We start from the raw sequence: 12,393 nt of genomic DNA, 5'->3' as shown, positions 1-12,393 counted from the left end.
GGGTTTTTGGCGTTAATCACCCTTCTGGCCATCGTCAGGTAGGCGGCTGGGCTCTTTTGGCTTTGAGCCAGACGCCCCCTTAGGCTTAGGCTTAGTATTGGCCATGCGCCGGATCACCTCATCCCGGAGGCGGTCGGCTTCTTCATCTGCTACATTTTTATCTTTCGCGCTCATTTGACTACTTTCCTATGGCGGCGCTTACGCTCGTCAACCGTCAGAGGTTGCCACCCTGACAACTTGTGACAACCATCTTCGACCAGTTTTATAAACTCCGTTGCATCGGAAAAGTAGTTCTTAAATGCAATCCTTACTTCGTCGCTTGAATCCGCGCGAACAAGAACAACATCTTTTCCGACATTTTCATTCTCTAAAATAAACAGTGCGCGTAGAGCATCTGGCGCATCCCGATATTCTCTTATTTCGAGAGCGCCTTCTGACGAGAATATAAGAATTGCATTCTTCTTTTTCGAAACTGGCCTATCGGCGGCATTTAGGCTTCGCAATAGTGGCAAAAGGTTCAATTCTTTTTCTAGAATAAGAAATTCCTTGACTAATTCCTCGTCTGACAAGTCAGGGCAACAAGATTTTGAATTTTCACAATAGCGAGCAAGAATTTCGCTCGCTAAAGCCATAACTTTTTCGTAGCGCTTATCCCCCTGCTGGAACTTTGGCTGACTTTCCGTAATAAACCCAATGACCTCTACACATGTTGCCCACGCATGCTGCGGAAATGTTCTGTACTGTAATTCAACAAATAGACCCTTATTGTCCCTGCCACGCGCTGAATTTACATCGTATTCGTAGATATCATGAATGCCACGGTATCCGGTCTTTTTTGGGCCTTTGATATAATCATATTTGTCGATGTTTTCCTGATTGCGCAGTTTATGCCTAAACTTGGCTTTGTGAACCTCGTTCCTAAACTGGTACAAGTCACTCAGACTGTTGAATATAAGCCGGCATCCAGCGATATCGTCCATCCTCGCCAATTCCATCTTGTCCAGGCGGAGAAGCTTGTCAAAGATAGTATGTTTGCGTTTATGCCTTTGGGCGACGATTACCTTCAAACCGCTTCGAGCGGCTCTAAATCTTAGAAGAGCCTGAAACGTATTCAAAACTCCCCGGTGCGCCTCACGCCAAATATTTATTACGGCTAAGTCTTCTAACGTGGCACAATTTGCACGAACATTTGCCCCCGCTTTTGTTACGCGGCTTTTGGACCCGCCAGGATAATTATTCGCCGTATCTTTGCCCAATCGAATGCTCCCGTGACTATGGGCTCGTACCTCACCCATCATCCATGCGTTATATGCTAAGAGCATATCTGACGCAGCAACCCGAGTCTGTGAAATCCGTCCATACCCAAATGCACTCACAGGATTATATTCCTTTTTTTGCTATTGGTACGTTAAGTGCACAATAGCGAAAATATACCTGTCACACTGGGTGAGCTCACGGAATCTTCACGGCAGTTCCCGCTCTGACTGCTCCATATCGTTTAGCAACAACACGAATCCATCCCTGAACCCGCCTCTAGCGCGCTCCTTGCGGGTTCGTTCGTTTTCTACATCTGCGTCCGAGAGGCCCAATGCGCCTTTAATGGCCCGCAAGACTTCAACTACGTCGGCCAATTCGCCAGGGCCCGGCTCCCGTTCAAGCTCGGCGGCCTCTTCTATCAGCTTGGCAAGCAGCAGCTTCAGCCTCTCCGTCGGCTCCGCGACTCTGAAACGTCCGACAGCCCCCACTTCGCGCATCAGTTCCGGAATGCGGTCCCTGACAAGTTTCTCCAACGTCACCCCCACCCGTATTGCCGGCTGCTACCAGAGCGTTTACAATTTTAGAGTGATACAATCCCACTGTTTTCTTTGTGAACCAGATCCGAGCCTCGTCATTGCGACGCACGCTTCGATTCAATTTATGGTAGGCTTAGGCCCCATCACTCCCACGTACGCGATGATTGCGAGCCGAACACATATGCCGTCTCTGGCAGACTTGGCAATGGCCGATCCTGCGGCTGTCGTAGAAATCGTGGCGTTGCGACACAGGATTGAAGCGGTGCGCGGCCCGCTTCTGATGACAGAGCACGGCCGCGTACCGGTCTGTAGGGACGAAGATCAGCACGAAGCGCACTGCTTCCATGCCCACGCCCTACTGTTCGCATTGGGGGGAAGAGGTCTCAACGAAGCGCATAGCTATTACGCGCAATGCGCAACGTTTCCGACACTTGGGTCAGCGCTTGAGTATGCAGCTGGTAAAGACGCCTATATGCTCGTCTCAAGCAGTTCCTCCAAGTACAACATCCATTACGGTCCGTTAAATACGCCGCGTCAATTGGCGCGGATGCTGGCCGCCGTGGCCGCCGAGGAAATTGATGTAGCTGATTGGCGTCGTAATCCACGGAAAGCCGAAGCAGAGGTCATGGCCACGTCGATCCGGGCCGCGCTGGAGGAAGATGCGTGACCGACATCGACAAGCTACGGCATAACCTCCTCAGTATAAGTAAGCTCATAAATGATCACGTTAGGAGGGAGCCAAGTGACTCCAACTTGGCTGGCTGGGGGCAGTTTATCGATGCAACATCGCCGGTGTTTCAGATTGGCCCGTATGGCACCGCTGCCGGCGTGCTCGTTAGCCAAGTTGCATTTCCCACCCAGGCGATTGATCCTCGAGTTAAAGCGCGGCTTCAGAAATTTTGGGACGAGAAGCCGAATGGTAAGATGTACCCGCAAAATGTCCGTTTGGCATTTACAGCGCTCGCGTTGGCTAAGGCTTCTGACACCGCCTTAGTTACCTTGCGGCAGGAGATTACGGGCGAGCTTATAAAACGGCAACAAGACGACGGCTCGTGGGACGATGCAGTCGCTCATGCAGCATCATCAGCCGGTGGACAACCGGACGCAACCGCCTGGGTAATCCTGGCGCTTAGACGCTGCGGCGGTTATGAGCCCGCTGTCGAAAAGGGAGCAAGATGGCTCGCAGAAAGATGCGGGCCAAGCGGCGCGACATCTCTCCTACCTATCGTGGGTATAGCGGCAGCTATTGCGTGCCGTAAGGACTTCCGTTCTGTCCCGGGGTTGCACGCCAGGGGGCTAGAGATTCTTTCTAATACTGCAGTCAACAGAGAGGAGTTGATTTCATTCTACGACTATGAGGAACGCAAAGGCAGCGAACAGGTGCAATCGCGAGACTATCTTTGCTTTCCAGCCTTTTATCCATTGGCGGTCCTCATTATGGGACTCGGCGCCAAAGCTAAATTCTGGGAAAATATACGCCTAACCACGTTGCGCTCCGACGCAATTCGAAAATTGTCGGAATTGTCCGATGGCCATCCGTATAAGAGCAACCCCACTGCCCGGTTTTCTTCGACAGTTGATCAAGCAATGTATGCTCTGGCCTATGAAGAGATGATCGCGGCGGAAGAGGCTAGCTGGAGTGGAACGCGCTTACTCTCCCCTGTGTATAATTTCATACGAACAAATACTTTTGTGCAATTAACGTGGTACTTTTGGCTCCCAGCTCTGGGTTGCCTTCTCTTTGCCGTACTCCTTGCATTTCCCGCCTTGGATACAAAATTTGTGGCACATTTCGCTGGAAAGTCTGCGACTCCGCTCGTAGCTTTCGTGACCAAACACGAAGATCGGATACAGCTAATTGCGTCATTTTTTGTCACGCTGATATTCGCCGTCCCAGCGAAGGGGTGGACATTATTTCGGCGCATGCTTTGGAAACGAAAGGGGTGATCATTTACGATACCCTTTATGGTAAGTTTAATCTACCGGCATTCCTTGGCCCCCTTCTTAACGCGCCGGAATTCCGTCGCTTAACGGAAGTGCGGCTGATCAACATAAACTCGCCTACGCTCTCTGGTCTTGCGGAAGTAAGGCGTTACTCGCATACGTTGGGCGTTTTGCGGCTAGCAGTGTTGAATCCACTGCTCAACTTCGGTGACGACGAATTTCGCGCTCTTCTCGCCAGCATCATCGTCCATGATGTTGGCACCCCGGCGTTTGCTCACTTGTTTGAATATCAGTTGAACGATCGGTTCGATTGGAATCACGAGGCTGTGCTGCCTTCGGTTCTAACCAAACAGCATCATGTCGACGGTAGTATTAACCAATTCTACGCGTCGCGAGTACCTATGTTTGAGAAGCTGTGTCGGACATCAGGAATTGATTTCGTGACCGTACTCAAAATCCTTGAGCGCCGTCATCCCGCCTCAAAACTAGTATTCGGATCCGTCGATTTTGATAACCTCGATAACGTAGCGCGAATGAGTTGGATGCTTGGAAACCGTTTTGACCTAGGCATCGTGTTTGAACTTGCCGCGTCGTTAGGCGCCGACTCCACCGCTCCCGTACTGCTTCCCGAAAAGCAGCGCGGAAACCTTGAGGAGTGGGCAGCTCTTAGGCGGCGTGCCTATGAAGTGATCGTATTCGACGGACCGACGGTAGCGGGCCAAGCTGTCCTATCCACGCTCATACGCGAGGCGCTTGAGACCGGTATACTTTCAGTAATGGACTGGAACTACACGGATTACGAGCTTATAAACGTTCTCCGAGACATGTCGTCTGAGGCCAAGACGCGACTGCAGCGCGACTTCTTTGGCCCATTGCCGCAGATGCACCTTCTGATGCACGTCAAAGACAAAGCACACCCAATTTTTGGTGTTTCGAAGAATCAGCTGACCAGGCTGATAGCTGAATTCCTGAAGGAGCGCCGCGTGCCTCACCCTTACGGGTATTGTCTGCGCGATAAGGGCACATTCGAAAAACAAATTATCGCTATTGACCCAGAAACTGGCTCAAAGTGGTCCGTCGGCACGACTTCCGATAGCCTTATACTATATGGATTCGGAGGAGGATCATGCAGGCAATCTCCAGAGAAGATGGGATCGCACTTTCTTAATTGGTTTGAAGGCAGGCAATGTTAAGAGCTCACAGCACAGCAGCCGAAGAGACACGTGCGATCTTCCGCCGATTTGGTGAGATCGACTGGGACTTCCCTGCCCAGGCTAGCGAGTCCCCATTTTCCGCTATCCACTGGCATCCCTGTCGGTTCCCCTCGCAGATTCCGGCACTATCCATTGGTAGGCTGAGTGCTCCAGGAGATCTCGTGCTCGATCCATTCATGGGCTCGGCAACCACGCTCGTCGAGGCCCAGCGCCTAGGCCGTCGTTCGATTGGGATAGATATTAATCCGATTTCTTGTCTACTCGGACGAGCGAAGACGTTCACTCAAAGCCACGCTGAAATCAAGGCGGTGGTGGATACACTACTCCTGAAACTTCGCGGGGCGTGGGACAGTATAGCGGCAGCTGAGGCACCGCCTTTGGTTCAGGGTGAGAAGTGGTACATGCCAAGTACCCTCTCAGCTCTTCGCCGACTTTGGACCGTGGTCCACGAAATTCCGGGCGTCGGGGGAGTGATTGCCCAGGCTTGCTTCTCGTCGATACTTCTCGCCGCCTGTCGCGAAGATAGGCATTGGGGCTACGTCTGTGACAACACGCGCCCAAAAGGAAACCGGGAGCCTGACGCGCGAGGACTGTTCTTGGCGGCGTTGGAGAGCTTTGGCGCTGCTTACAACGAGCGCGCCCCTATTCCTAGCCAAAGCTTTCCGGAGGCCGCCATCATCAACAGCGACGCCGCTATGGCGCTTACTGAGCTACCGGACAAACATGTTGACTGCGTCGTCACATCGCCTCCCTATTTCGGCGTAGCCGACTACGTAAAGGCTCAGCGTTTGACCATGGAGTGGAATGGGCTGGAGATCGAGCCTGTCCGTCGACGGGAAATTGGTGCGCGAAGCAAGCGACACCGGGTAACCGCCCTTGACGACTACCTACAGGAACTCGATGCCGTCTTCCGACAGGTTCACCGTGTAATGAAAAATGACGCCACGGCAGTCATCGTTTTTGGACAATCGCCATCTCGGCCCGATGCTCAAACCCGCTTCATAGAAAATCTAAAATCGGTAGGATTCTTGCTGCATCTTGAGAGGCACCGCAGCATTCCTATCGGTCGTCGCCAGATGCCTAGTTTGGCTCAGGAGACTATTTTGGTAATCCGAAAAAAATGAGTGCAGAAGTAATCCTGCGAGATCTCGGCGAGCGAAGGATTTTACGCGAGATAATTCCAAAGTACGTTTCTGCAGCTGGTGACGATTGCGCCAATCTGGGCCGACTTAAAGGACACATCGTTGTAACCACTGATCCGGCGCCTCCTCCGGCGGCCCGGATCATTGGTGGGGATCATGATCTTTACTGGGTTGGGTGGCTCCTAGTCACGATCAACGCATCTGACATTGCTGCTTCGGGTGCCGTTCCGCATGCATTAGTGGCAGCGCTCGAAATGCCGCCGACCCTACCTATCCGTGATCTTCATAGGCTTCTTGAAGGGATTCGTGACTCTTGTGCTGCCAATGGACTTGAGTACGTCGGAGGAAACCTACGTGAAGCCAACTCGGTGGCAGGCATAGGGACCGCTATTGGCGTATCGGAACGCTCGCCACTTTCTAGGCGGGGAGCCAAGCCGGGCGACCGACTACTCGTCATTGGCGAGGGGGGGCGATTTTGGGCAGACGCCGAACGCATCCGACTGGGACTAACAGTGGATCGGACGAGTAGCCCAATATTCGCTCCGGTATCGCAGGCCAAAATTGTTCACCGCCTCCACTCTGAAGGATTACTTAGATGTGCAATGGACACTAGCGATGGGTTGGCTCCGACGCTGGTCGAACTTGCCGGAGTTAATCAGCTCGGACTGTGTATCTGGCTAGACACCATGGCGACGTCACACGGCGGGCTATGCGAACGCCCCGAAAGGTTTTGGATGGGTTGGGGCGATTGGACCGTTGTGGCTGCGGTCGAGCCAGATCGAATTGAAGCCATACTAACATTATTGAATCGGCTCGGCACGCCGGCAACTGTCATCGGTGAATTCGTGGAATGTCGAAAAGGAGTGTTCCTCTCGTCTGGTTCCTCGGAAGTTCCACTTGAGAGATTGGAGTCTGAAAGGTTCGCTGTGGATTCTTGGTTTGACAAGGGCATTGATGAGTATCGAAGGTTGCTGAACACTTTTCCTCTGCCGTCAAACCAGCCCAAATCGAGCGCTTTTTCCTAAACCTTTGGAAACTCCGATCACTGCTTCAGGAGAATTGCCCACTATAGTTGTGTTAGCACGCACCATTAGAGCGATCTGCTTTACACCATTGCGGTCCTGTAGAGCGGCAACGAGCTTGGCGCGGCCGTCTGTATAGATAGCAGAGTTTTCCTTGGCACGAGATAAGGCGACATAGAAGCTCTTCTGATCGATCAACTGGCTCGAGGCACTGTCGGCATGGACCAGCACCCGGTCGGCTGTACGCCCCTGGGCGGCGAAGACCGTCGCGACGTAGGCATGGGCAACATGCTGGTCGCGCGGATTATCTAGCTCTAGGGGCTCAATCCTACCACTGGCGAGCCGCAGCGTGGCCTTACGCGCGTCGGGATTGACGGCAATGATCTCGCCCTGCTGGCCGTTGATCCGGCCCTGGGTGCGGTCATTGCGGGTGAACTGCACCTTGTCACCCGCACGCAGTTCAATCGATTCGGTGGTGAAGGCCTGGGACTGTGCCGCTCCCCATTGCCGGAGCCGCCAGTCAATCGTCCTACCGTTTTGATCGGCAAGCAAGATCGCCGCCTTGTGGGTGTCGATACCCGTCACGCGGTAGGCTTGCGCCTTTGACACGCCTTTGTCGGCATAGTCCTTGGTGAAGCGAATAGTGTCGCCAATGGCATAGTTGTGCGGGTCTTTGCCCTCGGCACGGGTGAGGTCTCGGGGCACCAGCCGGGTGGCCTCGATCCCGAGGCCGTGCAGCGCTCCAGTTTCTGCCAGGCGTTGGCGTATCTCCTTGGTCAGCGCATCACGCCCCTCGCGTGATGGCTCGATCACCAGCGTCCGGTGCCTTTCTTTGGCGTCCAATGCGGCATAATCCTCGGCGATCCGGGCAAAGCGAGCTTCGCGGGTAGCCTGCTCAACTATGCGGCCACCACCCCCGTCCAGAGCGGCAAAAGCCTTCTTTGCATCGCCTGCTAGACTTGCTTCCACGGCCGCTCGGGCTTGCTCGTTGGTCTGGCGCAGGATTTGGGTGAGGCGGGCGGTTTCCATGCCGGCCCCCTGAAGTTGGGCAAACGCGGCCCCCGCTTCGATGGAGCCGAGCTGCGCTGAGTCTCCGACCAGCAGCACCCGCGCCCGGTGCGACTCTGCCAAGCTTAACAGCTTGGCAGCATCAGCCGTTGGGATCAGCGATGCCTCATCCACGATCCACAAACGCTCGCTGGCCGAGGGACGGCCCGGCGCTAACAAATGCCGCGCCAGAGTGTCGGCACGGGCATCAAGCGCCTCACCCAAAACTTGCGCCGCCGAAGCGGTGGGGGCGAGTGCCGTCACTTGGATGCCCCGCGCCTCGGCCTCCCGCGCAATGGTTGTCAAAACAGTGGAGGTCTTGGCTGTGCCGGCCGCACCCTGCAAGCCCATAATGCGGTTGCGGCTGGAGAAAAGTTGCCCCGTTGCAACCCGCTGCTCGTCAGTCCAGATATGCCCCTGCATTGCACCGCGTCGCTCGGCTTCGGCAACAGCACGAGCAGCGGCTATCGGGGAGAGGATAGGTTCCACCTGGTGGCGGGCCCGGGCCTCCAGTCGAAGCATCGATGTCTCGTTGGCAATATTGGCGGCAGTGGTGAAACCCTCGAAGGTCACGCCCCGCCGGTCAAGGCATTCGCGTGATTGCAAAGCACCAGCCTTTTCGGCGCGGACGATGGCAACGGCGATGTCGCTATGCCCAATGCGCCCCATGCCAAACCGCCCCGCCGCCTCATGCAGCGCGGTCGTGGCGAAGACGGATTGCCTTTCCCCCAGCATGGCTGCCCCTTGCGCCACGGCCCTGTCGGCAGCCAATTCGCGCGCGAAACCCTTATCTCCACCAAAGGCGGCGGTTTGCGTCCGCCATTCGGCCTGCGCGATCATGCCCCGCCGCGCCTGTTCATTCCAGCCGGCGGCATCGGCAACGCTCCGCCATTCATCGACCAGTTCCGCATGGGGCACGGCTTCCTTAGCCAACCGTGTATCGAGCGCCGCGATCTGCTTTTCTGCGGCGCTGGCCTGCGCCCGGCTGGTGCCCCGCTCGGCAAGCCGGGCCTCGATGGCCGTGCTGCGACGGCTGAATGCGTCCACAGTCAGCTCGCCGATCCCGGCAATCTCGAAGGTCGCGTCCTTACCGCGCTCAATCGAGTAACCGAGGCGCTGCACCTCATCTGCCAATTCCTGCCGGTAGATCGCCCCCAACTGCTTTTGCAGTTGGTAGAAGGCACGCGGTTCCAGGCTGCGCCATTGGCCCGCCTCATCCCGCGTCATGTTGAGGATAATGTTGTGGCTGTGCAGCTGCGGGTCGAGCGCCCTGCTGGTGCCATGTTGGAAAGAGGCGATGACCAAGTTGCCCGTTGCCTCTCGCCGGACCGCGCCATCCTCCCGAATGCGGGTGGCAGACAGATGAGTCTCCGCCAGCTGCAGCACGGTTCTCACCGCCCGCTCGTGAGCCGAGACCAGGCGGCGGTCGCCCGCCACCTCGGCCATGATCGAGACGGATTTGGGTGCGCTGAACGTCACATCCCAGCCCGGCCGATGCTCCCATTCGCCGTCACGCATCGTGCCAAGCTCCTGGCCCGCGACCTTGCCCTCCAAAAGCCGGGCAAACTGCTCCCGATCGACGGCACCGGCCAACTTCAGTTCCCTCGCTCCTTCCCCCAGCCATTCGGAAGGAGCGAGCCCACCCTCGGCATAATAATCGTCCGCCTCATAATAGTTGGCCGCCTGGGCTGCACTCGACAGCGCCGATATGGTGGCGACCATTACACCGGCCCACGCCCAGCCGTCGCGCTGGGCGTGGAAGCGTTGCCCTCATCGTCGGGCTGCGAGCGGCTCCATAATGTTTCGGAGAGGTCAACCGGCTCATAGCGGGGATGGCGGGCGGGGCCACGTGCACGGATATGGTCATCCGTCAGCATAACTTTCGCAACGGGCAGGCCATCGGGCAACAGCAGATAGGCGGTATGCTTGGGCAGGCGCAATTCGCTTTCCAATACAGCAGCCCGTACTTGGCGTGTGGTGCTCAATGTTCTGTTCGGTTTGCCCGTTTTGGGATCGAGCGTATCGGATATAGTTGAGATTTCCACCTCGACGTTGCCGATGGTCTTCGATGCCCATTCGCGGCTCTCCTGATCGACCAGTTGCAGGAACAGCTTGCTATTGCAGCAGCCCAGCATGGCCTCGGCGCGTTCGTTGCCATAGCGGCCCCGCATCTGCCCAATTGCCTGAAAAGTGAGAATAACACCTGCGCCAAACTTGCGGCCCTCTGGCAGCAACCGGGCCAGATTATCGACGCGCGGTAAATCAGCGATCTCATCGAGAACGAACCACAGACGGCGTGTGTCTGATTGCACCAGTCCCAGCGTGGCGGAGGCCGCGCATTCGAGCCAGAGCGCCATCAGGGGTTTCATCGCCTCGAAATAATCCTCCTTCCTCGGCACGAATATCCAGGGCCGCCTACCCTTGCGTTCATCAATTTCGTTGAAGAAACCGGCTAAGGAAAACCCGGTTCCGCCTTCGGGCGGTGCGGCGCGCAGGAACATGAGCAGGTTGACGGCCTTGGCGAGCATGAACAGCACGCTGCCCGTGGCGCGGTCGGCATCCTCGGCGAACGTGCGCGCCGAAGATGTGTGGGCGAGCCAGCGCTCCAACTCCGCGCGCGGCATAGATTGCAGCGCGTCAAGCAACGCCTGCAGAGTGCCTCGTCTCTCCGCCCATAACGAGCGCAGTATGTTGGCGACGAGAATGCGGGCGGTTTCCAACCAGACATCCCGGTCACGATCGCCCGTCTCACTGATGAGATAACGGGCGATCCGGTCAGCATCGGCTGGGTGGGACATTTCAGCAAAGGGGTTCCAAAACGCTCCTCGGCGGTCGAACGGGTTGAGGATCACGTCCCCGCGTGAAGGATCATAGTAATGGGCAATGAACTCGCCGGACGTGTCATAGACCAGTGCCGCGTCGCCGCGCGCCTCGATGATGTCCAAGAGCTGGCGCAGCGCCGTAGTCTTGCCCGCGCCCGTAGTGCCGTTCATGGCAACGTGGCGGGTTTCCAAGGCGGAAGGGATGGCAACACAGCCAAGCCGCAGGGCATTGGCCCTGCACATGGTGGCGGTCGTGCGTGCGAGTTCGACCTCACTAACGATCCGGGTGCCTGCAATCACTCGGTCGGCCAACAATTCTTCCCGCTTGCGACGACGCTGGCCTGCACTTAGCCACAGGGCAGCACTACCCAGCCCCAAGCCCAGCGCACCTCCTAAGCCCAGGCGTTCAGCAAAGGCGACGGCCTCTGCGTTCAAACCTTGGACCGTAGCCCATTCCTTGACGCCATAGCGATAGACTTGGCCCTGCTCGGTGATGTTCATCGGCGGATCGGCAGGCGTGTCCGCCAACATGAATGCGCTTAAGTTGGCTAGTGCGACTTTGCTCACCACCTGCATCTGCTCGGCGCCGGTGGTTGCATAGCCCAAGACCAGCGCTCCCGTCACCGCGCTGGCGGCGAGCACCCTGGCGGCGAGGCGCAGGCGGGCATTGCCATTAGCACGCTCCCTCGCCCTCAATGCCTCTGCGTGGGCGCGACGATTTTTGGTGTTGGACATTATACTTCTCCTGCAAGGGTGAGCTGCCGCGCGAAGGCGGCGTTAATTTCTGAGGTGAGTTTGATTTCATCGGCGCGGGGACCGGCGGCGACACGGGCGAAGGCGTAAGCCGCGCAAACGACGTAAAGGCTGCGCTCGGTTAATCGCTCGACATGAGTCAGCCGGGCACTGATCGCACCGATCTCGTGGGCCATCTCAGCGTTTGTCTGGGACGCGGTCTGTTCGCCGGATAGCGATGCGATCCCGGTTCGCACACACTGTTGCAGTAGCGCGTACACGCTGGTCTCGCGGTTCCTGGCGGCTTGGCGGAGCGCCTTATCGAGCGCCAAAGGCAGGCGCACGGAATGCTGAACGTGGCTCATCGTCCACCTCCTGCCCGCACCCGCCGCGCATCCGCGACCAGTCTCGGAAATACGCGGGACGCGGTATGGGCCAGCACGACGCCCCCGGATCGCATTCTCGGCGACCCCAAAAAATCCGCCGCAGGCCAGTGCGTGAGGTGTGTTCCTTTCCTCTTGGCTCGATGCGAAGCATCGTGGCCAACAAGCCTCGCTGCCTGGGAGGCTGGCACAGTCGCGGTGAGGCCTTTTGGTCCATCGCTCGACCGATTTCCAATGTACCTATGTCCGGCGTCGATCTTGAGGGAGAACGAGTAGGAGGTGATGAAGTGCGGC

Annotated in this window: 10 protein-coding genes; 5 read left to right on the top strand and 5 right to left on the bottom strand. The window is 56.8% G+C overall.

Annotated features, from left to right (window positions below; genetic code table 11):
• Nucleotides 1-170 precede the first annotated feature (170 nt).
• Together VGG47_RS07050 and VGG47_RS07045 are read right to left on the bottom strand one after the other, a co-directional pair.
• Nucleotides 171-1,256 carry a RelA/SpoT domain-containing protein gene (locus VGG47_RS07050; RefSeq protein WP_331536856.1) on the bottom strand — a complete coding sequence of 362 codons (1,086 nt, stop codon included), beginning with the start codon at nt 1,254-1,256 and terminating at the stop codon, nt 171-173.
• A 207-nt stretch (nt 1,257-1,463) separates the two neighbouring features.
• Complete coding sequence (locus VGG47_RS07045) at nt 1,464-1,790, bottom strand: nucleoside triphosphate pyrophosphohydrolase (protein WP_331536854.1); 327 nt, start codon at nt 1,788-1,790, stop codon at nt 1,464-1,466.
• Nucleotides 1,791-1,998: 208 nt separating this feature from the next.
• Here VGG47_RS07045 and VGG47_RS07040 point away from each other — a divergent pair, with 208 nt between their 5' ends.
• Genes VGG47_RS07040 through VGG47_RS07020 form a run of 5 tightly spaced genes read left to right on the top strand, consistent with a single transcriptional unit; the run spans nt 1,999 to nt 7,118 of the window.
• A complete protein-coding gene (locus tag VGG47_RS07040; RefSeq protein ID WP_331536852.1) occupies nt 1,999-2,460 on the top strand; it encodes a hypothetical protein in 462 nt (153 codons plus the stop codon).
• Nucleotides 2,457-3,740: a hypothetical protein gene (locus VGG47_RS07035; protein ID WP_331536850.1), complete on the top strand. Its 1,284-nt coding sequence runs from the start codon at nt 2,457-2,459 to the stop codon at nt 3,738-3,740. The genes VGG47_RS07040 and VGG47_RS07035 overlap by 4 nt, the downstream gene beginning before the upstream one ends.
• Nucleotides 3,698-4,930 carry an HD domain-containing protein gene (locus tag VGG47_RS07030; RefSeq protein WP_331536848.1) on the top strand — a complete coding sequence of 411 codons (1,233 nt, stop codon included), beginning with the start codon at nt 3,698-3,700 and terminating at the stop codon, nt 4,928-4,930. Before VGG47_RS07035 ends, VGG47_RS07030 begins: the two co-directional genes overlap by 43 nt.
• Nucleotides 4,924-6,075, top strand: a complete 1,152-nt coding sequence (locus VGG47_RS07025; RefSeq protein ID WP_331536847.1) for a DNA methyltransferase — start codon at nt 4,924-4,926, stop codon at nt 6,073-6,075. Before VGG47_RS07030 ends, VGG47_RS07025 begins: the two co-directional genes overlap by 7 nt.
• Nucleotides 6,072-7,118 carry a thiamine-phosphate kinase gene (locus VGG47_RS07020; protein ID WP_331536844.1) on the top strand — a complete coding sequence of 349 codons (1,047 nt, stop codon included), beginning with the start codon at nt 6,072-6,074 and terminating at the stop codon, nt 7,116-7,118. Before VGG47_RS07025 ends, VGG47_RS07020 begins: the two co-directional genes overlap by 4 nt.
• Here the strand turns inward: VGG47_RS07020 and mobF are convergent.
• From mobF to VGG47_RS07005, 3 genes are read right to left on the bottom strand one after another with little or no spacing between them, the layout of a single operon-like run.
• Nucleotides 7,086-9,884: a MobF family relaxase gene (gene mobF / locus VGG47_RS07015; RefSeq protein ID WP_331536842.1), complete on the bottom strand. Its 2,799-nt coding sequence runs from the start codon at nt 9,882-9,884 to the stop codon at nt 7,086-7,088. The genes VGG47_RS07020 and mobF overlap by 33 nt on opposite strands.
• Nucleotides 9,884-11,719 carry a type IV secretion system DNA-binding domain-containing protein gene (locus tag VGG47_RS07010; protein ID WP_331536840.1) on the bottom strand — a complete coding sequence of 612 codons (1,836 nt, stop codon included), beginning with the start codon at nt 11,717-11,719 and terminating at the stop codon, nt 9,884-9,886. The genes mobF and VGG47_RS07010 overlap by 1 nt, the downstream gene beginning before the upstream one ends.
• Entirely contained in the window at nt 11,719-12,081 is a 363-nt protein-coding gene (locus VGG47_RS07005; protein ID WP_331536838.1) for a hypothetical protein, read from the bottom strand. The genes VGG47_RS07010 and VGG47_RS07005 overlap by 1 nt, the downstream gene beginning before the upstream one ends.
• Between the last annotated feature and the right edge of the window lie 312 nt (nt 12,082-12,393).

Source organism: Acidocella sp., assembly GCF_036489515.1.
GTDB lineage: Bacteria > Pseudomonadota > Alphaproteobacteria > Acetobacterales > Acetobacteraceae > Acidocella.
Note: the sequence above shows the minus strand (reverse complement) of the source record. Positions and strands in the feature narration are given on the sequence as shown.

What these genes read in the sequence shown, in the direction of transcription:
- VGG47_RS07005 (WP_331536838.1), bottom strand. Translation starts at nt 12,081, where the DNA reads ATGAGCCACGTTCAGCATTCCGTGCGCCTGCCTTTGGCGCTCGATAAG.
- VGG47_RS07010 (WP_331536840.1), bottom strand. Translation starts at nt 11,719, where the DNA reads ATGTCCAACACCAAAAATCGTCGCGCCCACGCAGAGGCATTGAGGGCG.
- mobF (WP_331536842.1), bottom strand. Translation starts at nt 9,884, where the DNA reads ATGGTCGCCACCATATCGGCGCTGTCGAGTGCAGCCCAGGCGGCCAAC.
- VGG47_RS07025 (WP_331536847.1), top strand. Translation starts at nt 4,924, where the DNA reads ATGTTAAGAGCTCACAGCACAGCAGCCGAAGAGACACGTGCGATCTTC.
- VGG47_RS07020 (WP_331536844.1), top strand. Translation starts at nt 6,072, where the DNA reads ATGAGTGCAGAAGTAATCCTGCGAGATCTCGGCGAGCGAAGGATTTTA.
- VGG47_RS07040 (WP_331536852.1), top strand. Translation starts at nt 1,999, where the DNA reads ATGGCCGATCCTGCGGCTGTCGTAGAAATCGTGGCGTTGCGACACAGG.